This window comes from Staphylococcus sp. 11-B-312, from assembly GCF_016743055.1.
Taxonomy (GTDB): Bacteria; Bacillota; Bacilli; order Staphylococcales; family Staphylococcaceae; genus Staphylococcus; species Staphylococcus ureilyticus.
Map to the genome: position 1 here is coordinate 1,386,471 of NZ_CP068241.1, position 23,005 is coordinate 1,409,475.

The following is a 23,005-nucleotide window of genomic DNA, read 5'->3' on the forward strand; positions in this document are numbered from 1 at the left end:
GAAATCAAATTTCATTATTTTGATTTCTAACTTTTTTATTTTAAAAACTTTATTATTGAAGGTTCCATGATGAACGAACTTGTTGTCAGATTAAACACACATGTTGAACTATTGTCTATATATTAGTAAAATGAAATTAATAAATTGATAACGAAAGGTGATTTGAATATGGATTTAAATTTTGATTTATATATGAATGATGTAGTAAGCCAAGCAAGAAATGAAATCGAAGAAGCAGGTTATGAACAATTAACGACAGCTGATGAAGTTGATAAAGTCTTAAATCAAGAAGGCACATCACTAGTAATGGTTAACTCAGTTTGTGGTTGTGCCGGTGGTATTGCTAGACCAGCAGCTACGCATGCATTACATTATGATAAATTACCAGACAGACTTGTAACAGTGTTTGCTGGACAAGATAAAGAAGCAACTCAACAAGCAAGAGATTATTTTAAAGGATATGCACCATCAAGCCCATCATTTGCATTAATAAAAAATGGTGAAATCACACAAATGATAGAACGCCATCAAATCGAAGGCCACGATGTGATGGATGTTATTAATCAATTACAAAATTTATTTGATACTTATTGTGATGAAAGATAGAGGTTAACATCGATGATGCGATTAAATCCATATCGAATCGGATTTAGAACAATTAAAACTGCTGTAGGTATGGCACTAGGAATTATCATTGCTAAATTAATGGGGTTAGATAATTTTGCTTCTAGTGCCATTTTAGTGGTGCTTTGTATTAAACATACAAAAGTACATTCACTACAAGCGATAATATCTAGATTTGTCTCTTGTATATTAATCCTTGTGATTGGCTCAATAGCTTTCAGTTATTTTGGTCAAAGCGCGATTATTTTAGGTGTGATCGTACTTTTATTTATACCGCTCACTGTTGTTTTTAAAGTACAAGAGGGAGTAGTTACAAGTTGTGTTATTTTGCTGCATGTATTTAATGCTAAAGTCATTGACATACACTTGTTTATCAATGAAATTTTATTGTTAATCGTTGGTCTTGGTATTGCATTTTTAATGAATTTAATCATGCCTAGTTTAGACTTTAAACTAAAACAATATAAAGAGGAAATAGAAAATCAATTCACAAAAATCTTTGAAACATTCAGTACTACTTGCAAAGCACCTAACCCTTCTTTAGATATGTCCTTCAATCAATTACAACTTACGATACAAAAAGCAAAATCAATTGCATTTAGAGATGTTAAAAATCATTTTGTACGTAATGAAAATTCTTACTATCATTATTTTGATATGAGAGAAGCACAGTTAGAATTATTAGAAAGAATGTCTAAAATGATACAAAACATTGAAACAAAAGACACGTTATTAGATAAAATCAGTATTTTGTTTTTAGAGGTAGCTCAAAACGTAAATAGTAATGATTATACTGCCTTACGCTTGCATTCTCTTTATGAAATCAAATTAGAGTTAGATCAATTAGAGTTACCAAACTCACATGCTTCTTTCAGAACTAGAGCAAGCATTAAACAATTACTCAATGAATTAGAAGAATATTTAGAAGTTAAATCACAATTCGGATCCTTAAAATTACATAAAGATACAAAATCAACAATTTTTTCATAATATGCATAAATAATAATCACCTTGACCTAGGTAAAAGAAATGGCGCACTCACTTTCTTTTACCTAGGTCATTTTAATGTAAAAAAGCACAAAAAATGTACCATAAAGCAATATAATTTACATCGCTAAATGATACATGACACAATTTTAATTAATATTTATTTTCATTTTTTAATTTGTTAAAGGAACGATACTCGTCAAGATTAATGCAAGTACGACTGCTATCAACATAACTACAATTATAAATCTAAGCACTTTATTGTTATTCAAACTTAATTCCTCCAAAATATATCAAATGCGTTTTAAAAATCAATATTGTACTGTGACTCATCCACAATATTTCAAGTCACTACTATTTTATCAATGTATATTATAACATAACTAGACGAATACGTATAAACATATTTGTTTTGCTAAGCTTTAAACTTATGTAAACTAAAATAAATTGTGATTATAGAAAAGGGGATTTATATGATAAATAAACAACGTCTATTAGAGACATTTTTAGAACTCGTTCAAATTGATTCTGAAAGTGGCAATGAACAGGATATCCAATACCATCTTAAAAAAATAATGGAACAGCAAAATATAGATATCTATGAAGATAAAGCCAGTATTCAAAATGATACTTTAGGTGCGAATAATTTAATTTGCACCTTAAAGGCAACGCCCAATTATGAACATCTTGAAAAAATATATTTCACAAGTCATATGGATACAGTTGTACCAGGTCAAAAAATCACACCAACTGTAAAAGATGATGGATACATATACTCAGATGGAACTACGATTTTAGGTGCAGATGATAAGGCTGGCTTAGCAGCTATTATAGAATTTATCCATGTTATTAATGAACAACATTTGCCTCATGGTCAAATTCAATTTGTTTTGACTGTTGGTGAAGAAATTGGCTTAGAGGGGGCGAAAGCAATAGATAAAACTTTACTAGATGCGAGTTATGGGTTTGCAATTGATGCAAGTGTTCCAGTTGGCACAACTGTAGTTGGTGCGCCAACTCAAATGAAACTGAATGCGACTATATTGGGAAAAACAGCGCATGCCAGTACACCTAACCATGGTATAAGCGCAATCAATGTAGCTGCAAAGGCAATTAGTGAAATGAACTTAGGTCGAATAGATGACTATACCACTGCAAATATTGGTCGTTTTGAAGGTGGTTCTGCTACCAATATTGTGGCAGAAAAAGTAACATTAAATGCAGAAGCACGTTCACATTCAGAAGAAAGTATCGTCAGACAAGTCAATCATATGAAATCTGTTTTTGAAACAACAGCAAAAAGGTATCATTGTCATGCCGAAGTAGAAATCATCAAAAGTTATCCAGGATTTAAAATTTCTGATGATGCAGCGGTAACTTCTATAGCAAAATCTAGCGCTTTAGCTTTAGGTTTAGAAGCAAATACTGTCATTGCTGGTGGTGGATCAGATGGTAATATAATAAATCAACTTGGAATACCTACAGTCATTTTAGGTGTAGGTTATGAAAACATTCACACTACAGAAGAAAGAATTTCAATTGAATCTTTAAATCAGTTAGCTAGTCAACTTTTAAGTATTAACGACGTGCTTATTAAACAATCTATAAACTGATTAAGTGAATATAAAGATACCTTTGTGATACAATATACTAGAAAACTTTAATAAGAGAGGTTAGTTAAATGACACAACAAATAGGTGTAGTAGGTTTAGCCGTAATGGGTAAAAACCTTGCTTGGAATATTGAATCACGTGGATACAGCGTATCAGTTTTTAACCGTTCTTCAGAAAAAACAGATGAAATGGTAAAAGAATCTGAAGGAAAAAACATACATCCAACATATTCAATGGAAGAATTTGTAAATTCCTTAGAAAAACCCCGTAAAATACTACTAATGGTAAAAGCAGGAACAGCTACAGATGCAACAATTGATACGCTTTTACCATTATTAGACGATGATGACATTTTAATTGATGGTGGAAATACTAATTATCAAGATACAATTAGACGAAACAAAGCACTCGCTGAAAGTGGTGTTAATTTCATTGGTATGGGTGTATCTGGTGGTGAAGTTGGTGCATTAACAGGACCTTCACTTATGCCTGGTGGACAAGAAGCAGCTTTTAATAAAGTGAGTCATATATTAGAAGCTATATCAGCAAAAGCAAAAGACGGCGCACCATGTGTAGCCTATATCGGACCAAATGGTGCCGGACATTACGTTAAAATGGTCCATAATGGTATAGAATATGCTGACATGCAGTTAATTGCAGAAAGTTATGCAATGATGAAAAACTTACTAGGTATGTCACATGAAGATATCGCTCAAACATTTAAGGATTGGAATGCTGGGGAATTATCAAGTTATTTAATAGAAATAACTGGTGATATTTTCAATAAATTAGATGATGAAACAAATGGACCATTAGTTGAACAAATACTAGATACAGCCGGCCAAAAAGGTACTGGTAAATGGACATCTATCAATGCTTTAGAACTAGGAATACCTTTAACAATAATCACTGAATCTGTATTTGCTCGTTTTATTTCTTCAATTAAAGAAGAACGTGTAAATGCTTCTAAACAATTAAATGGACCTAGTGCTAAATTTGAGGGTGATAAAGAAGCATTCCTTGAAAAAATCCGCAAAGCACTTTATATGAGTAAAATCTGTTCTTACGCGCAAGGTTTTGCTCAAATGAGAAAAGCTAGTGAAGACCATGCATGGAATCTTCAATTAGGTGAGCTTGCTATGATCTGGCGTGAAGGTTGTATAATCCGTGCGCAATTCTTACAAAAAATTAAAGAAGCGTATGATAATGATAGTGAATTACAAAACTTACTATTAGATCCTTATTTCAAAGACATCGTTACAAATTATCAAGATGCTTTACGTGACGTTGTAGCAACAGGCGTACAAAATGGCGTACCAACACCTGGTTTTTCTGCAAGTATTAACTATTATGACAGTTATCGTTCAGAAAATTTACCAGCTAACTTAATCCAAGCACAACGCGATTATTTTGGTGCACACACATATGAGCGTAAAGACCGTTCTGGTATTTTCCATACACAGTGGATTGATGAATAATTTAGATGTTTTATAACATTCATGTTCTAATATAATTATCTCAGATGGAACTGAAAAATTACCAAAAACATAAGTAATTCTAGCTAAAGCGTGTTAATTGTCATTAAAATTAACGATGGATTGGCCTCAAATAGTGAAGTTCATAATTATAATATAAACACTTTCGCTAAATTCATAATATAAAATGAATTTATACGGAAGTGTTTTTCTATAAATAAAATTACTTATTCAATCGAATTTAAAAATAAAGTTATTGTTTAGCTGATTTTTAAAAATGAAATCTATATGTATAAACTAAATATCTTTTTTATATCATACCTGTTTCATTTGGAAGCGATTACGCCAAACTTTTGACTTTTATACATACATTAATTAACCTAATAATATATGTAATTAATTCTTTTATATTTAATATTGTATTAACCTATAACAATGAAATATTCGCTACTGCTTGTCATGCAAATATTTTATGACAATACAACTCATAGGTAACACTTCAAATATTAATAATGAACGGATTTAACGAATTCAATACCTTTGAAGGGGGATTTATATGAACAGGAAATGGTGGAAAGAAGCAATTGCTTACCAAGTTTATCCAAGAAGCTTTAATGATACAAATAACGATGGTATCGGAGATTTAAAAGGTGTGATAGAAAAATTAGATTACTTAGATGATTTAGGCATTGATGTTATTTGGCTTAGCCCAATGTATAAATCTCCAAATGATGATAATGGTTATGACATTAGCGACTATAAAGATATTATGGATGAGTTTGGGACTATGGAAGATTTTGATCAATTACTATATGAAGTACATCAAAGAGATATGAAATTAATATTAGATTTAGTCGTAAACCATACGTCAGATGAACATCAGTGGTTTATAGAATCAAAATCAAGTAAAGATAATCCTAAACGTGACTGGTATATCTGGAGAGATCCGAAACCAGATGGTTCAGAGCCAAATAATTGGGAAAGTATATTTAATGGATCTACATGGGAATTTGATGAACATACAGGTCAATATTATTTTCATTTATTCAGTAAAAAACAACCAGATTTAAACTGGGAAAATAAAGAAGTAAGAAATGCTATTTTTGAAATGATGAATTGGTGGTTTAATAAAGGTATAGATGGTTTTAGAGTAGATGCAATAACACATATTAAAAAAACATTTGAAGCTGGTGACTTAAAACTACCAGAAGGAAAAGATTATGCGCCAGCATTTGAAGTGGATATGAATCAACCTGGCATACAAACTTGGTTACAAGAAATGAAGGATAAATCTTTAAATCATTATGATATTATGACTGTAGGGGAAGCAAACGGCGTCAGTCCAGATAATGCTGAACCATGGGTAGGTGAGTCAACTGGTAAGTTCAATATGATTTTTCAATTCGAACATTTAAGTTTATGGAATTCAGGTGATGTTAAATTTGATGTCAATGCCTATAAAAATGTGTTAAATGAATGGCAAAAAAAACTTGAAAATGTTGGTTGGAATGCATTATTTATTGAAAATCATGATCAGCCAAGACGTGTATCAACTTGGGGAGATGATTCGCATTATTGGTTTGAATCTGCTACAAGTCATGCAGTCGTTTATTTTTTACAACAAGGTACACCCTTTATCTATCAAGGGCAAGAAATTGGTATGACCAATTATCCATTTGATGATATTAAAACTTTTAATGATGTTGCAGTAGTCAATGAATACCAAATTGTCAAACAGCAGGGTGGCGACGTATCCAAACTTTTAGATAAACATAAAAAAGAAAATAGAGATAATTCACGAACGCCTATGCAGTGGAATAATTCTAACTTTGCAGGATTTTCAGACGTAGCGCCTTGGTTCCCTGTAAATCCAAACTATAAAACGATTAATGTTGCACAACAACAACAAGACCCAAATTCAATATTAAATTTCTATAAAGCTTTAATAAAATTAAAAAAATCTCAAGATATTTTTACATATGGAACGTTTAATCTAGTTGATTCAGAAAATAGTCAAGTATTTGCATATACACGAGAATTAGATGGTCAAAGTGTACTAATTGTTGGTAATTTAACAAATCAAGAAGCTAAATTATACTTTGATATGAACGTGATAGAAGAAAATATCTTACTACACAACTATAAAAACAATACTATTGATTTTGAAAATATCCAACCATACGAAGCATTTGTAATTAAATTATAAAACATTTTCGATTTACCACATTAAATAGTATTACAAACGCAAAAATAGCGAGTAAGCAACTCAATTAATAATAAGTTTGCTTACTCGCTTTTTGTTATTTAAGCATTTTTGTGTATTGTTATTCAAGTATGTCATATTGCTCTTGATCAACAGGCATCCATAATTGAACTTTAGTGAATGGATCATCGAATGAAATATCAAATGGATAAACTTCAACGTACAAACTATTATGTTCATAGGGTAAAGTCATCTGCAGGCTAGTCTCAATATAATACCAAGCTTCATTGACGACATAATCCATCTCACCTTGCAAATTAAATTTAGCATATTGTCTTTCAGGTAAGTAACGACTTTCTAGATGAGCAGGGTATCTTTCACTTGGCACGCCAACAAAAATTTCCATACCATGATCAAGTGGACAATTAACCACAAATAGCTCATGTGGACTCGTATCATTATATCGTTGTAATTCCTTAACTTTATCGTCAATTAATAAATCTTCTAAAAAATCAGGCACTTTAAATGGGTTGTCAATCTCGTCTGAATTCAAAAATTTAGCATAACCCACTAAAGATAAGCCTTGTGTATCTTCTAAACGATACGTATAAGGCGCACGTTCTGTAGTAGTAAGTTTAATATAAAGTCTTGGTTGCATTTTTAAATCGTCTCGTTTTGTATTGACTTGAATAGGAGAAACACCATGAAAATCACTAAAATCATTAGCAAAATCATTAGCATCTTTATAGCTATACTTTTTTGCAACATCTACCAAGCGAGCTGAACCACTTAAAATGTCTTGAGCAGCTAAAGTCAATCTTCTTGACCTTGCATATTCTGTTGGCGATTGACCTACAATCATTTTAAATGATTGATCAATATGAAATGGTGAAAGACCAACGTAATCACTAAGTGCTTGCAAATGTAAAGGTTCTAGCAAATGATCTTCAATATATACAATTGCCTGTTGGATTTGCTTGATAACGTCCAAAACTTTCACTCCTAAATTATAACTAAATACAATTAAATATGTACCTCGCTACTTTTCTATACACTATGTTATGAATCATTGTTGATTAGTTCTATTTTACATCATTTTTATATGACTTACATCTCAAAAATATTAAATAGGGTAAAATGTAAACAATCTAAAATTGTATATTCATAGTTTAATCAATAGTCTAAATCATAACACAAATAGGGTATAATAAAAAAGCAACAACACAAGCACAAATAGAAACTTGTATCATTGCCTTATTTTTTAAAAAGTTACATGTTAACTAATGAATATCGTCCCACCAGTGGAAACCATCTCTACTTAATAGTAAATCACTTGCTAATGGACCATTTGTTCCAGCTGTATAATTAGGGAATTCAGGTTCATTTTGGTTCCATTCTTCTTGAATTGCATCAACGAATTTCCAAGTTGATTTTAATTCTTCCCAATGTGTAAAGTTAGTTGCATCTCCATTTAAACAGTCAAATAATAAATTTTCATAAGCATCAACCGTATTCATTTTATCTTGCGCGCTCATTGCGTACGATAATTGTACTGGCTCAGTTTCAATGCCTTGTACATTCTTTTTAGCATTTAAGTGTAAGGAGACACCCTCATTTGGTTGTATGTTAATAACTAGGAGGTTGGAATCTAATTTTTTATCTGTTTTATAGTATAGGTTCATAGGGACTTCTTTGAATTCGACAACTACTTGAATCGTTTTACTTTTCATTCGTTTACCAGTTCTTATATAGAACGGTACACCAGCCCATCTAAAATTATCAATCGTTAGTTTACCTGAAACAAAAGTTGGTGTGGTAGAATTTTCTGCTACACGATCTTCATCTCTATAACGTTTTACTTGCTGACCTTCAATGACACCTTCATCATATTGACCACGAACAAAATTTTGCCGAACTTCTTCTGGTTCTAATTTACGTAAAGATTTTAAAGCTTTAACTTTTTCTGCTCTGATATCTTCACTATTTAAACTAATAGGTGCTTCCATTGCGAGTAAGGCAACCATTTGTAACATATGGTTTTGAACCATATCTTTTAATGCGCCGCTAGATTCGTAGTAGCCACCTCTGTCTTCAACACCAAGCACTTCGGATGAAGTAACTTGAATGTTAGAAATGTATTTGTTATTCCACAATGGTTCGAACATTGCGTTGGCAAAACGTAATACCTCAATATTTTGAACCATATCTTTACCTAGATAATGATCGATACGGTATATTTCTTCTTCCTTAAATGAACGACGTAATTGTTCATTTAATTTTTCGGCAGATTCTAAATCTGAGCCGAATGGTTTTTCAATTACTAGGCGTTTAAAACCTGTTGTATCTGTTAATCCAGAAGATTTTAAATAGTCAGATATAACACCAAAGAAATTTGGAGCCATAGCTAAATAAAAGAGTCTATTACCTTGCAATTGGAAATCATGATCTAATTTATTACTGAATTCTAATAGTGATTGATAACTCGCTTCATCACTTACATCGTGTTTATGATAAAATACGTGTTCCATAAATTTATCTAAGTGTTTAGTATCTTTAACGTGTTCTTGAATTGACGACTTCACTTGACTACGGAAATCATCGTTTGTTAAATCTCTTCTACCAATTCCAACGATTGCAATGTGCTCATTCAAATTTTCTTGTTGATATAAATGGAATAATGATGGAAATAATTTTCTGTGACTAAGATCACCAGTTGCTCCAAAAATAGTAATTAAGCATGGGATATCTTTATTTCTAGTATTCAAGATCAAAACCTCAATTCTTTATTAAATCTGTATTTATTATAGACCAATATACCAATATCTTCCCACAATTTTGCTTGTAATATCATATTTTATTATATTTTTAATACTTTTATATGATAAAATATGAACAAGAAGAGGAGGCATATGCATGGAAATTACGTTTTTTGGGACAAGTGCTGGTCTGCCAACTAAAGAAAGAAATACGCAAGCGATTGCATTAAATTTGGAACCATACTCTAACAGCATATGGCTTTTTGATGTTGGTGAGGGCACACAGCATCAAATATTACATCATTCAATTAAATTAGGTAAAGTTGATCACATTTTTATCACGCATATGCACGGAGATCATATATTTGGCTTACCTGGCTTGCTAACAAGCCGATCTTTCCAAGGAGGTGAGGGTAAACCGCTTACGATTATTGGTCCCAAAGGTATTAAATCATATATAGAAACAACTTTAACTTTATCAGAATCAAAATTAAATTATCCTATTACCTATATTGAGATTGAGGAACAATTGTCCTATCAACACAATGGATTTAATGTTGAAGCACATATGTTAAATCATGGTATTCCTTCATTTGGATATAGAGTGGAAGCACCATATAAATCTGGTAAAATAAATGTTGAAGCACTTAGAAGCATCGGATTAGAACCCGGCCCTAAATATCAAGATGTAAAAAACAATGAAACATTTGAATATAAAGGTGAAATCTACAACTCCAAGGACTTTAAAGACGACGCAGTTAAAGGTCCAGTAGTAGCAATATTTGGAGACACTATGCCTTGTAAAAACGAATTATTAATTGCACGTGATGCAAATATCATGGTACATGAAAGTACATATATAGAAGGAGATAAATCATTGGCTAATAGTTATCACCATAGTCATATTGATGATGTTTTTGAATTGATAAGAGAAGCCAATGTCGACTACAGTTTAATCACACATATCAGTAATCGTTATACTAAAGAAGAAGTATGTGAAATTAGTAAATCACTTAAACTTTTAAGTGATACACCACCATTTAATTTTGTTAATGACTTTGATGCTTGGCAATTTTAAAAATGAAAAGTGGGGCAGTTATCTAAAAATTGATGTATTCCAAAACGAGTCTTAATAATAAACTTTGGAAGTATTTTACAATTTAGATTACTGTCCCACTTATCTATAATAATTTAATTTTTTTAAAAGATATTAATCATTGTCTTGGTTGGATAATTCAATACTTCTATTAACTGCAGAACGTAAACAATCTTCGAATATAGCCTCTATATCATGATCTGCAAGTGCATTAAGTCCTGCTTGTGTTGTACCACCTTTAGAAGTGATATTTTTTCTTAACTGTTCCATACTCAGTTCTGAACGTTCTATCATTTTACTCGTTCCTATAATTAAATTCCGAATCGATTCTTCTACTTGTGACTTTTCTAAACCTAAACGTGTACCTGCTGTAACATATTGCTCAAAGACATGGTATAAAAATGCTGGACCGCTTCCAGTAATCGCTGTTACCTGATGTAAATTATCTTCTGAAACTTCTATTGCAGAACCAAATGCATTTATTAAACTATCAACTTCTTCTTTTGATTTAGCTCCAAAATTATTGGAAAAGCTAATGCCAGTAACTGAATGTCCGACATGTGCATTTGTGTTTGGCATGATACGCGCAATTGGATTATTAGAAGCCAATTTTTCACGAATATAGCTTATCGGTAAACCAGCCATAATAGAAATAAATTTATTCTTTTCTGCAATATATGGTTTGATACGATCTGCTAACTCATCAAAATCATATGGTTTCGTTCCTAAGAATACATAATCTGCATCTTTTAACAATGCCGCATCATCATAGCTATAGTTCACACCTAATTCGTCAGCATATTCTTTTAATGCAACTTCATTCGAACGATTCGTTAAATAAATATTTTTAGAATCAATCACTTTTGAACTAACGATACCTGTAAAAATTGCATGCGCCATATTTCCGGCACCATAAAATACTAGTTTCATGTGAAGACTTCACTTCCTCTTTGCTTTTTATGTTTCCATACTAACATAGTTTTAAATTATGGCTAAGAATTTTTAAAGATCTATAGTAAAATATCATTTACACTCATATACTTAAACTATGAATTTAAAGCTAGGAGAATTTACTATGATAGGTAAACATTTTATATTAACAGGTGGTACAAGTGGATTAGGAAAAGCCATATTAAAAACATTATTAACTAAAAAAGTACATGTTACGGTACTTGCACGAAATCCAGAGAAATTAAAACAATTTAAAACACAATATAACACAGAACATCTTAATATCATTAAATGTGATTTACAATCACAACAGGAAATCATGGATTTAAAAAATTACTTTCAACATCAAACGATTGATGGACTCATCTATTGTTCTGGTCTTGGGTATTTTAAATCCATTGAAGACCATACATCTGTTGAAATGTTTGAAACATATAAGTTGAATGTATTGCATTTTAATCTATTAATGAAAGTTGTACAACCGGCTTTCTCTAAAAATCCAATTATCGTTGGTATAGGTAGTCAAGCTGCCTTTATAAGCCAAGGTTATGCTGCACATTATGGTGCAAGTAAAGCGGCTTTCAATCAATTATTAAATGCACTGCGCATTGAAAAACCAAATTATCATATTATGACAGTTAATACAGGGCCAATAGCGACGCCATTCCATGAAAAAGCAGATCCATCAATGAAATTTGCTAAAAAATACAGAGATATAATGCTTGATCCCGAAAAACTAGCAAACCAAATTATCGAAGGTATAATTAGGCAAAAATTAGAAATTAATCAACCTAGATGGATGCATAATTTACTAAAAATTTATCAATTAATGCCACGCTTTATAGAAAAACACCTCACTTCTTTATTTAAAAACAAAAGGTAACGCTACTTCAAAAATGAGAAATTGTCATTTTGACAATAGCATTAAAATAGAAGATAGCAATAATGGTGTTACGGATAATTAAGCTTTTAATATAAAAACGTCAATTTCTATAAAATCACAATAGAAATTGACGTTTTGGCTTTGATTGAAGTTATTTATTTTTTAGCTTTCGGTCTTAGAAACAATCTCGTTTATACAATTAAAACTTTAAGATTTTCAATTTTTCGCATACATACATATTGGAAACAAGTAAAAGAGATTTATTTTAAATGTTGGGTATACTCTAAATTTTTCACGCGCTCTTGTGCTGCTTTTAAAGCTTCTAAACTTATGTCTTTTGAACGTTGATAATTTTTTACATTTTCATCAAGTTGATCTGTACTACTTGCACCAACAATGATGGAACCTAAAGCATCATGAGACGTTAAATAATTAAACGTAAGTGCAGTTAAATTACTTTCTATTTCTTTTATGGATGCAATTGTTTCGCCGAGTTCTTGATAAGTATAGTCAAAAATACCTTCACTGAATTTTGAATCTAACACATTATTACTTTTAGCAGTTAATAATCCTTTAAACACTGGACCGCGAGCTAATACTTTAACTTTTTTAGCATGTACATCATCTAAAAGTTGTTCCGGTCTGTTATCAATTAAATTAAATTGAGACATTAGCGTTTCGATATCGCTATGTTTTAAATAGTAATCGATTACGTTAGGTCTTATTGAGGAGATACCGTAAGCACGGATAATACCTTCTTTCTTTAATTCATCGAAAGCGCTAATCGTTTCATCTATAGGATCATCAATTGTACCACCATGTAGCTGATATAAATCTAAATGATCTAAACCAAGTCTTTTCAATGAGCCTTTCACTGCTTCTTTAATATAAGATTTAGAAGGATCCCATGTTGTAGACCCATCTTCCGTTAAACGATTTCCTACTTTTGTGCCAATGATTATATCATCTCTATTTTGGTATTTCTTTAATGTCTCACCAACGATTGTCTCATTTACACCTTTGTCATACATATCAGCTGTATCAAAATAAGTGATACCATGTTCAATTGCACGTTCTATGATAGGCTCTGCTTGCTTTTTATTTGTCCCAAGACTCATACAGCCTAAACCTAACTCTGAAATTTCTATACCGCTTTTCAAAACATTTTTTTGCATGTTTTATCTCCTTTCGATACACTTGGATAATAGGGCGTAGACGTAATAAAGTAAGTTGGATTTTTTCAATATTAACTATTCTATACAAAACAAAAATCAAACTCAATATGTGTTCATTCGCTATTCCCATAATAACTAACTAATGAGTACATCTTAACAATATCTTAAACCAATTAAAAGGACAGTGATTATTTATGAACCTATTTGAAAAGACATTGCATAGCGCTTCTATTTATAAAGGAGCAATCATAGATTTAGAAGTCCACGATGTTGAACTACCCGATGGACAAACTTCTAAACGTGAATTAATATACCACAACGGTGCTGTCGCTGTTTGTCCAATTACACCTGATAATAAAGTGATATTAGTGAAACAATTTCGTAAAGCTTGCGAAAAACCACTATTAGAAATACCAGCAGGTAAATTAGAAAAAGACGAAGAACGTATATCCGCAGCTAAGCGTGAACTTGAGGAAGAAACTGGTTATATTGCAGATGAATTAGAACATATTACTGAAATGTATGGTTCACCTGGTTTCTCAAACGAAAAAATATCAATTTATATGGCAAAAAATTTAACAAAAGGTGAAATGCATTTAGATGAAGATGAATTTTTAGAAATAGCATATTTTGATATAAATGAAATTAAAACATTATTAGATAATAAAGAATTGGAAGATGCAAAAACCATTATTGCTTTACAACATTTACTACTTAATTATAATCATTATAAATAAGAGGCGAGAATACTTGCGAATTTTATCAATTATTGGTATTTTAAATATATATATCATAACTAAATTAAAATGATTATAATTATTAGTAGGGGAGTGAGGCTTCCGTGGAAGAACGATTAAATCGCGTGAAGCAACAATTACAGCAATCATCTTATAAATTGACGCCACAACGTGAGGCAACATTGAGAGTTTTAATTGAAAATGAAAAAGATCATTTAAGTGCTGAAGATGTTTATTTAAAAGTTAAAGACAAAGCACCTGAAATAGGACTTGCAACTGTCTATCGTACATTAGAATTGCTAGCAGAATTAAAGGTAGTGGATAAAATAAACTTTGGCGATGGTGTTGCACGATTCGATTTAAGAAAAGAAGGAGCAAAACATTTTCACCACCATCTTGTGTGTATGGAATGTGGTAAAGTAGAAGAAATCGAAGAAGACTTATTACCTCGCGTAGAGGAAAGAGTAGAAAATGAATTTGAATTTAAAATATTAGACCATCGTTTAACATTCCATGGTATTTGTGCATCGTGCCAAGCAAAAGGAAAATAATTTAAAAAATACTATTTCAGAAACAGAGGTAGTACAGTGAAAAATATTATAGATGAATATTTGAAATTTATACAATTAGAAAAAGGATTAAGTGTAAATACAATTGGTGCATATCGAAGAGATTTAAAAAAATATGATGAATTTTTAACATTACACAAAATTAGTCATATTGATTTTGTAGATAGACAACTTATTCAAGAATGTTTGGGTCACTTACATGATGAAGGTGCATCTTCAAAATCGTTAGCACGCTTCATTTCCACTATCCGCAGTTTTCATCAGTTTGCATTAAGAGAAAAATATGCAGCAAAAGATCCAACAGTATTAATAGAAACGCCGAAATATGATCGTAAATTACCAGATGTTTTAGAAATAGATGAAGTACTTAGACTATTAGAAACCCCTGATTTATCCAAAAATAACGGATATAGAGATCGCACGATGTTAGAATTACTTTATGCCACTGGCATGCGTGTGTCAGAACTGATTCAAATAGAGTTAGAAGATGTTAATTTAATTATGGGCTTTATACGTGTTTTTGGTAAGGGAAATAAAGAAAGAATTGTGCCATTAGGAGATACAGTGATTGAATACTTAAATACTTATTTGGAAACAGTAAGACCACAATTATTAAAAAACACGGTAACTGACACACTCTTTTTAAATATGCACGGTAAACCTTTATCAAGACAAGCCATATGGAAGATGATTAAACAAAATGGTATCAAAGCAAATATACTAAAAACTTTAACACCACATACATTAAGACATTCATTTGCCACACATTTACTCGAAAATGGAGCAGATTTACGTGCAGTACAAGAAATGCTCGGCCATTCTGACATATCTACAACACAATTGTATACACATGTTTCAAAATCACAAATTCGTAAAATGTATAATGAATTTCATCCAAGAGCATAAACACAGCCTGGTTTATTCTATTGAATAACTAGACTGTGTTTTTTATTGTAGTTACATTATTTAAATAAATATATTCATATAAGATTAATGCTTATATCCATTTGTTTCGAGCTTGTAGAGCGCGTTTTCTTGCTGCTTCGACTTCAGTTCTGTCTCTTTTTAAATGGTGGTCAATGATATAATCATCTTCAATTTTATAATATGTCATCGCATAATGCGGGTATTGTTGTAATATAACTTGCTCCATTGTCGCAGTTAATGGGAGATGAATAGGCTCGAAAGATTTCTCCTTCTTTGTAGCATTAATTAATTCGACTAATAGCGCTTTATACGCTTCTATATCGAGTCCAATATTAATTGCTGAGTCGTACTTTTCTATTACTTTTAATGACTTACCAAACGATTTATAGGCACCTACATAATTATGTCTACGGTAATGATAAGCGCCAGTTGCAGTCAATATAAGACTTACAACAGCATCTCCTTTATTGTAATTTGGGTTTGTTTTCCAAGCGTCTTCTAAAATATCGTGACAAAGAAAGTAATGTTGCTTTGTATGGAATTGGAAATAAAAATCTTGAAGTGCAATTTTTAACATGTTTATCGCTCCGATTTTAAATGTTTGTATTAAACATGCTATAATATTTTAGTGAATTACGCACTTAACTTGCTAATATGAGGTAGATAAAATGTATGAAGTAAAACTCGATGCCTTTAATGGTCCTTTAGATTTATTATTGCATCTTATTCAAAAATTTGAAATTGATATTTATGATATACCAATGAAATCTTTAACAGAACAGTATATGCAATATATTCATGCGATGAGTCAATTAGAAATTAATGTGGCAAGTGAATATTTAGTTATGGCATCAGAATTACTAATGATAAAAAGCAAAATGCTTTTGCCTCATTCAGATGAAGTTGACGATTTAGAAGATGACCCACGTGAAAATTTGGTTGAGCGATTAATTGAATATCAAAACTATAAAGAATATACAGTGCTATTAAACGAAAAAAGAGCAGAAAGAGAGAAGTATTATTCTAAACACCCAACGGATTTAACACATTTAGAATCAAATGAAACTTGGGACCCTAATAATACGATTGATTTAACAGAACTCATCATTGCTTATCAAAAAGTGAAAAATCGTGTGGAATACCAAACACCCAAAACCGTTGATATTCGAAAAGAAACGTTCACAATACAAGAAGCTACTACACAAGTAACTCAACGTTTGCAAAAACATGAATCATTCAACTTTTTTAGTTTATTTAATTTTACTGAACCACTGGAAATGGTAGTCACTCATTTCCTCGCCATACTAGAAATGTCGAAATCTGGAATAGTAAATATTGAACAACAAAAAAGTTTTGACGATATTAATATTTTAAGAGGAGTTAATTATGGCATTGAACGATAAAGGAATCCTAGAAGCATTACTTTATACTGCAGGTGATGAAGGACTTGAAGAAAAGCAAATACTAGAAATTTTAGACATTGACCAACATCGTTTTCATACATTAATCAATGAATATGACGCTTGTGGCTTAGAGATCCAACATTATGGTAAAAATTATGTCTTAACCACCAAAAAAGATGCGTCAGAATTTATTGAGAAGTTAATTGAACAAAAATCAAAAATGAAATTATCACAAGCAGCTATGGAAGCTTTATCGATAATCGCATACAATCAGCCATTATCTCGTAGTGATATTGAATTGATTAGAGGTATAAATTCGGACGGAGCCGTCAAAACCTTGATAGCACGAGGTTTAATTGAAGCCAAAGATGAGGCAGATTCTAGAAGCCAACAATTATATACAACAGAACTATTCTTAAATGTATTTGGTATTGAACAATTAGATGATTTACCAACTACGGATGAAGAAGATGAGGAAATAGAAGCCTTCTTCAGTAATTTAGTAAATCAAAAAGGAGAAAAAAATGAATAAAGAAACAGAAAGATTACAAAAACGTATCGCAAATAGTGGCTATACTTCAAGACGTAAAGCGGAAACATTAATTACAGAAGGTAAAGTGAAAGTAAACGGTGAAATCAAAACAGAATTAGGTACTAAAGTAAAACCAACGGATACAGTAGAAGTTGAAGGCATTAAATTAGAACAAGAAGACAAACTATATATTCTTTTCTATAAACCTTCACAAGTTATCACTAGCGTTTCTGATGACAAAGGTAGAAAGGTCGTTACTGATTATTTCAAACAAATTAAGACAAGAATATACCCTGTAGGACGCTTAGATTATGATACATCAGGGCTACTTTTACTTACCAATGATGGTGAATTCACTAACTTAATGACACATCCACGTTATAAAATCAAAAAGAAATATGTTGTTAAATTAAAAGGGTATCTCATGCGTGAAGAAGTTAAAGCATTAGAACAAGGTATTAATTTAGAAGATGGGCAAACGCAACCTGCGACTGTTAAAGTTAAAAACCAAGACAAAGATAAAAATACGACACTTGTTGAAATTACAATAACTGAAGGTCGCAATAGACAAGTTAGACGCATGTTTGAATACTTTGGACATCAAGTATCAAAATTACAACGCATAGAATTTGGACCCTTAAATTTAAAAGGACTCAATGCTGGTGAAGGCCGAGTACTCACACCGCATGAAGTAAAAATATTACGTCAAATTGCAGAACACGGACAATAATTATGACATTCCTTTAACAAAATCCTGATATTGATAATTTTTTCACAAACTTTTCATTCATAAACACTTTTATAGCTCAACCTATGATATAATATGGTTGAAATTGAAGTTAGCAGTGTGGGAGGGTACGAACCTATGTCAAACGAAATACTTATCGTTGATGATGAAGATAGAATCAGACGATTATTAAAATTGTACTTAGAAAGAGAATCTTTTGAAACTCATGAAGCTAGAGATGGACAAGAAGCCTACAAAATGGCAATGGAACATGATTATGCATGTATCTTGTTAGATTTAATGTTGCCAGAAATGGATGGCATTACTGTAGCAGCTAGACTCAGAGAACAGAAAGAAACACCAATTATTATGTTAACTGCTAAAGGAGAAGAAACAAACCGCGTAGAAGGTTTCGAATCCGGTGCAGATGATTATATTGTAAAACCATTTTCACCACGTGAAGTGGTCTTACGTGTCAAAGCGCTATTAAGACGAACTCAAGTTGCACATACAGAACAAAGTGAACCACATGCACGAGATTTAATAGAATTTGAACATCTTGTGATTGATAATGATGCTCATCGCGTGCTAGCTGATGGCAACCAAGTAAACTTAACGCCAAAAGAATATGAACTTTTAATCTTTTTAGCAAAAACGCCAAATAAAGTCTTTGATCGTGAGCAACTATTAAAAGAAGTATGGCATTATGAATTTTATGGAGATTTGCGTACTGTTGATACACATGTAAAACGTTTAAGAGAGAAATTAAATCGCGTTTCTGATGAAGCTGCCCAAATGATTCAAACAGTTTGGGGCGTTGGCTATAAATTCGAGGTTAAATCTGAAAATGAACCGCCTCAATAATGTAGTAGTAAAACTGTGGTTAACTATAATTTTTATAGTAACGACAGTTTTAATTTTATTAAGTGCAGCACTTATAACGTTTATACAATCTTACTTTACGCAAGAAACAGAAGATTCATTACTTGAAGATGCTAAAAGAATCAGTCATTTAGTTGAGCATTCAGAAGATAAAACGACTGCCATAAAGCATAGTAAGTCTCTTATCGAGGGTCCAGTGGGGCTTATTATCATGAATCATAAACACATGGATAGCATCAATAATGATGAGACAAAAGAAAAGATGTTCAAAGAAATAAAAAGTAATAAAAACTACGAAAAAGTGTTTGATAAAGGAAAGCAGATATCTGAGCACGTGACAATAGATATAAATAAACAGCAAAAAACTTATGTTTTAATAGGTTATCCATCAAAAAATTTAGAATCGAGTGCACATAATAGTAAATATAGTGGTGTTTTTATCTATCAAGATTTGAAAACGATAGAAGATACCAATAATGTGATTACAGTCATTATTTTAATTATTGCTATAATCTTTTTATCTATTACTACTGTGTTTGCCTTTTTCTTATCATCTCGAATTACAAAACCACTAAGAAATTTAAGGACTCAAGCATTAAAAGTTTCTAAAGGAGACTATACACAAGTAGTTCCTGTTAATTCTCGAGATGAAATTGGTGAGTTATCACGTGCTTTTAACACGATGAGTTCGGAAATACAACAACACATCGACGCATTATCCTCATCAAAAAATATCAGAGACAGTTTAATAAACTCTATGGTTGAAGGCGTTCTAGGTTTTAATGATAAACAAGAAATAATTATATCAAACAAGATGGCACAAAATATTTTAAAAATATTGGATGCACACGATTTAGACAAACTTGATCGTCAAAATGAATTAACATTTAAATCCAAAAAAACACAATTCGAAGAATATGAAATTAGCACACGCTATTTTGTCATTATTACAAGTTATATTGAACAAATTCAGCCTGATGGCAGAAGTGGTATTGTAGCTATTATTCGTGACATGACCAATGAACATAATATTGATCAAATGAAAAAAGATTTTATTGCTAATGTATCACATGAATTGCGTACACCTATTTCATTGCTACAAGGATATACAGAGTCGATAGTGGATGGTATTGTAACAGAGCCAGACGAAATACATGAATCATTGTCGATTGTCCTTGATGAAACAAAACGTTTAAATCGATTAGTAAATGAGTTGCTCAATGTTGCACGTATGGATGCTGAAGGGCTAACTGTAGAGAAAGTGAAACAGCCAATTGATCCACTGCTTAATAGAATGCAACAAAAATACCAGAAACAAGCAAATGACTTAAAGTTAACGATGAATTTAAATCCAAATACACACAATCAATTATGGTATTTCGACACCGATAGAATTGAACAGGTTTTAACTAATCTTATAGATAATGCTACTAGATATACAGAACCTGGTGATTTAATATCGATTAGTTATGGAGAGTCAGAAAATGAAAATATTTTATACATTTCAGACACAGGATCTGGTATTGCTCCAGAACATTTACAACAAGTATTTGATCGTTTCTATAAAGTCGACACTGCTCGTAAACGAGGTAAACAAGGTACTGGGTTAGGTCTGTTTATCTGTCGTATGATTATTGATGAACATGGAGGTACGATAGACGTTAAAAGTGAGCTTGGCAAAGGCACAACATTTATAATTAAATTACCAAAACCAACAGAAGAACGTGAAGATACATGACTATTAAAGTAATCATAGAAAGTGAAATGTAATTTAATTTATAATCTTAATGTAAATCAAGCATGTGTGTTCTATAAATGACGAGATTGAGAGTCAATACATTACTATTGATTTTCAATCTCGTCTTTTTCATAAATTATGTAATTTACTTAGCATAAGCAGGTCTATTGTTTTTATCTGAGTAATAGGCTATGATATATTTATAAAATTTAAGAAATTCATCTTCGGGGTAGGGTGTAATTCCCAACCGGCAGTAATTGAAGCCTGCGACCCATTTATCTATTAAAAAGATAAATGGCTGATCTAGTGTAATTCTAGAGCCGACAGTATAGTCTGGATGGGAGAAGATGGAGGGTTTTTGTTGTGCAATTAAATCCTCCTTTTCTAAGTAAGATGAATGGAAGGAGATAATTGAATATGCAACAACAAACCAAGCGACTTATTACGATAAGTATGTTAAGTGCGGTGTCATTTATTTTGATGTTTATCAAATTTCCAATCCCATTTTTACCACCATATTTAACATTAGACTTTAGTGATATTCCAGCTCTATTAGCAACTTTTAGTTTAGGGCCAGTAGCTGGTATTATTATATTATTTATAAAAAATTTACTTAATTTCTTATTTAATATAGGGGATCCAGTTGGACCAATTGCTAATTTCTTAGCTGGCGCTAGTTTTATTTTAAGTGCCATTTATATAATTAAAAATAATCATACAGTCAAAACACAAATCATTGGATTTACAATAGCGACGATTGTTATGACGATTGTTCTAAGTATTTTAAATTATTTTGTTTTATTGCCACTTTATGGGATGATTATGAATTTATCAAATGTAGTTGAAAATATAAAAATTGTGATAGTTTCCGGTGTTATACCTTTTAATATAGTAAAAGGTATAATAATTTCTTTAATATTTATGTTATTATTCAAACGTTTAAAAAGATTTTACTTAGATAATTTTTAATTAATTAGCTTATACCACGAATATGAAAAAATGGACACGCAATAATAAAAGAAGCTGAGACAATTTATTTGTCTCAGCTTCTTTATTATTGAAAACTTTTGCTAAAGTTGAAAGTGAAGTTGCTTATCATTATTTTTGTACTTAAACGCATCTTTTAAAATAGTTTTTTAACTTGTTAACACTTAATGGAATGATATAAGCACAAGATTATAGAATCGAGTCATATCTCCAGACGAGTGAACAACCTGGTCGAATTTGTCGAATTTTAAAATTTAAAATGACCAAGCTATTTCATATGGATTAGTCATTTATTTTGATTGTGAGATTTACATGCTATATTTCAACTTGCTTTATTTTCATACTACAATTAATAAATGATTATTTTTCATAAAATAAGAGCTCAGCTTTTTCATTAAAACAATGAATATACTGAGCTTTTATAAATTCATTTCATGCAAAAATGAATATCTATTTGATTAATTTTATTATTCAAATTTTAGAGGGTCTCCGTCAAAAGATTCCTCTTCAATTTTAATAGAATCTGTAGGACAACCTTCTAAAGCATCTTCCATGTCTTCATATAATTCTTCTGGTACTTCCGCAGTACCTTGGTTATCATCTAGTATAACGTATGCGATACCTTCATCGTCGTAATCATATATATCAGGAGCAGCAGCACCGCAAGCACCACATGCAATGCATGTATCCATATCAACAATTGTATATTTAGCCAAACTCTTCGCCTCCTTTAACAAACA

Annotated in this window: 23 protein-coding genes and 1 riboswitch; of the genes, 16 read left to right on the top strand and 7 right to left on the bottom strand. The window is 31.3% G+C overall.

The features are described 5' to 3' along the window. The first annotated feature begins 168 nt into the window (after nt 1-168). Nucleotides 169-606: a bacilliredoxin BrxB gene (gene brxB / locus JG554_RS06660; RefSeq protein ID WP_046208198.1), complete on the top strand. Its 438-nt coding sequence runs from the start codon at nt 169-171 to the stop codon at nt 604-606. A gap of 12 nt (nt 607-618) precedes the next feature. Beyond that, entirely contained in the window at nt 619-1,614 is a 996-nt protein-coding gene (locus JG554_RS06665; RefSeq protein ID WP_203265211.1) for an aromatic acid exporter family protein, read from the top strand. A gap of 170 nt (nt 1,615-1,784) precedes the next feature. Here JG554_RS06665 and prli42 read toward each other — a convergent pair whose 3' ends face one another. After that, nucleotides 1,785-1,883, bottom strand: a complete 99-nt coding sequence (prli42, locus tag JG554_RS06670) for a stressosome-associated protein Prli42 (protein WP_150822912.1) — start codon at nt 1,881-1,883, stop codon at nt 1,785-1,787. Between the two features lie 201 nt (nt 1,884-2,084). Here prli42 and JG554_RS06675 point away from each other — a divergent pair, with 201 nt between their 5' ends. The 3 genes from JG554_RS06675 (at nt 2,085) to JG554_RS06685 (ending at nt 6,905) form a co-directional block, all read left to right on the top strand. Beyond that, nucleotides 2,085-3,224 carry a M20/M25/M40 family metallo-hydrolase gene (locus JG554_RS06675; protein WP_070038250.1) on the top strand — a complete coding sequence of 380 codons (1,140 nt, stop codon included), beginning with the start codon at nt 2,085-2,087 and terminating at the stop codon, nt 3,222-3,224. A gap of 68 nt (nt 3,225-3,292) precedes the next feature. Further along, nucleotides 3,293-4,702 (top strand): NADP-dependent phosphogluconate dehydrogenase, encoded by a 1,410-nt coding sequence (gndA, locus tag JG554_RS06680; RefSeq protein ID WP_070038247.1) that lies wholly within the window; start codon nt 3,293-3,295, stop codon nt 4,700-4,702. A gap of 553 nt (nt 4,703-5,255) precedes the next feature. Beyond that, entirely contained in the window at nt 5,256-6,905 is a 1,650-nt protein-coding gene (locus tag JG554_RS06685; RefSeq protein ID WP_070038244.1) for a glycoside hydrolase family 13 protein, read from the top strand. A 118-nt stretch (nt 6,906-7,023) separates the two neighbouring features. Here the strand turns inward: JG554_RS06685 and JG554_RS06690 are convergent, their stop codons facing one another. Then, a complete protein-coding gene (locus JG554_RS06690) occupies nt 7,024-7,893 on the bottom strand; it encodes an AraC family transcriptional regulator (RefSeq protein ID WP_046208203.1) in 870 nt (289 codons plus the stop codon). Between the two features lie 289 nt (nt 7,894-8,182). Beyond that, a complete protein-coding gene (zwf, locus tag JG554_RS06695) occupies nt 8,183-9,667 on the bottom strand; it encodes a glucose-6-phosphate dehydrogenase (RefSeq protein WP_046208204.1) in 1,485 nt (494 codons plus the stop codon). A gap of 148 nt (nt 9,668-9,815) precedes the next feature. On the opposite strand from zwf, the gene rnz reads away from it, so the two are divergent. After that, the gene (gene rnz / locus JG554_RS06700) at nt 9,816-10,736 is read left to right on the top strand and encodes a ribonuclease Z (protein WP_064208927.1); all 921 of its coding nucleotides are present in this window, start codon (nt 9,816-9,818) and stop codon (nt 10,734-10,736) included. A gap of 132 nt (nt 10,737-10,868) precedes the next feature. Here rnz and proC read toward each other — a convergent pair whose 3' ends face one another. Beyond that, a complete protein-coding gene (gene proC, locus JG554_RS06705) occupies nt 10,869-11,684 on the bottom strand; it encodes a pyrroline-5-carboxylate reductase (RefSeq protein ID WP_046208206.1) in 816 nt (271 codons plus the stop codon). Between the two features lie 145 nt (nt 11,685-11,829). On the opposite strand from proC, the gene JG554_RS06710 reads away from it, so the two are divergent. Then, nucleotides 11,830-12,588: an SDR family NAD(P)-dependent oxidoreductase gene (locus tag JG554_RS06710; protein ID WP_070038242.1), complete on the top strand. Its 759-nt coding sequence runs from the start codon at nt 11,830-11,832 to the stop codon at nt 12,586-12,588. Between the two features lie 260 nt (nt 12,589-12,848). Here the strand turns inward: JG554_RS06710 and JG554_RS06715 are convergent, their stop codons facing one another. Beyond that, the gene (locus JG554_RS06715) at nt 12,849-13,763 is read right to left on the bottom strand and encodes an aldo/keto reductase (protein ID WP_046208208.1); all 915 of its coding nucleotides are present in this window, start codon (nt 13,761-13,763) and stop codon (nt 12,849-12,851) included. Between the two features lie 194 nt (nt 13,764-13,957). On the opposite strand from JG554_RS06715, the gene JG554_RS06720 reads away from it, so the two are divergent. From JG554_RS06720 to xerD, 3 genes are all read left to right on the top strand, one after another. After that, nucleotides 13,958-14,500, top strand: coding sequence for an NUDIX hydrolase (locus JG554_RS06720; RefSeq protein ID WP_046208209.1), 543 nt, complete (start codon nt 13,958-13,960; stop codon nt 14,498-14,500). 104 nt (nt 14,501-14,604) lie between these two features. Next, nucleotides 14,605-15,051, top strand: a complete 447-nt coding sequence (gene fur / locus JG554_RS06725) for a ferric iron uptake transcriptional regulator (protein WP_019468360.1) — start codon at nt 14,605-14,607, stop codon at nt 15,049-15,051. 36 nt (nt 15,052-15,087) lie between these two features. Beyond that, on the top strand, nt 15,088-15,975 hold the full coding sequence (gene xerD, locus JG554_RS06730) for a site-specific tyrosine recombinase XerD (RefSeq protein ID WP_064208929.1): 888 nt from the start codon (nt 15,088-15,090) through the stop codon (nt 15,973-15,975). A 91-nt stretch (nt 15,976-16,066) separates the two neighbouring features. Here xerD and JG554_RS06735 read toward each other — a convergent pair whose 3' ends face one another. Beyond that, complete coding sequence (locus JG554_RS06735; RefSeq protein ID WP_046208211.1) at nt 16,067-16,573, bottom strand: DUF309 domain-containing protein; 507 nt, start codon at nt 16,571-16,573, stop codon at nt 16,067-16,069. A gap of 91 nt (nt 16,574-16,664) precedes the next feature. Between JG554_RS06735 and JG554_RS06740 the strand changes: the two genes are divergently transcribed. The 6 genes from JG554_RS06740 to JG554_RS06765 all read left to right on the top strand — a co-directional run bounded on the left by JG554_RS06740 (nt 16,665) and on the right by JG554_RS06765 (nt 22,247). Next, nucleotides 16,665-17,399: a segregation and condensation protein A gene (locus JG554_RS06740; protein ID WP_046208212.1), complete on the top strand. Its 735-nt coding sequence runs from the start codon at nt 16,665-16,667 to the stop codon at nt 17,397-17,399. Next, on the top strand, nt 17,383-17,931 hold the full coding sequence (scpB, locus tag JG554_RS06745; RefSeq protein WP_081254262.1) for an SMC-Scp complex subunit ScpB: 549 nt from the start codon (nt 17,383-17,385) through the stop codon (nt 17,929-17,931). The genes JG554_RS06740 and scpB overlap by 17 nt, the downstream gene beginning before the upstream one ends. Further along, entirely contained in the window at nt 17,924-18,661 is a 738-nt protein-coding gene (locus JG554_RS06750) for a pseudouridine synthase (protein WP_046208213.1), read from the top strand. The genes scpB and JG554_RS06750 overlap by 8 nt, the downstream gene beginning before the upstream one ends. 135 nt (nt 18,662-18,796) lie before the next feature. Continuing rightward, nucleotides 18,797-19,522 (top strand): response regulator transcription factor, encoded by a 726-nt coding sequence (locus JG554_RS06755; RefSeq protein WP_046208214.1) that lies wholly within the window; start codon nt 18,797-18,799, stop codon nt 19,520-19,522. Further along, nucleotides 19,506-21,278 (top strand): ATP-binding protein, encoded by a 1,773-nt coding sequence (locus tag JG554_RS06760; protein ID WP_070038240.1) that lies wholly within the window; start codon nt 19,506-19,508, stop codon nt 21,276-21,278. The genes JG554_RS06755 and JG554_RS06760 overlap by 17 nt, the downstream gene beginning before the upstream one ends. A 216-nt stretch (nt 21,279-21,494) precedes the next feature. After that, nucleotides 21,495-21,631, top strand: a riboswitch (FMN riboswitch). Between the two features lie 64 nt (nt 21,632-21,695). Beyond that, entirely contained in the window at nt 21,696-22,247 is a 552-nt protein-coding gene (locus tag JG554_RS06765) for an ECF transporter S component (RefSeq protein ID WP_203265212.1), read from the top strand. 485 nt (nt 22,248-22,732) lie between these two features. Here JG554_RS06765 and JG554_RS06770 read toward each other — a convergent pair whose 3' ends face one another. After that, nucleotides 22,733-22,981 (bottom strand): ferredoxin, encoded by a 249-nt coding sequence (locus tag JG554_RS06770; protein WP_019468351.1) that lies wholly within the window; start codon nt 22,979-22,981, stop codon nt 22,733-22,735. Nucleotides 22,982-23,005 lie beyond the last annotated feature (24 nt).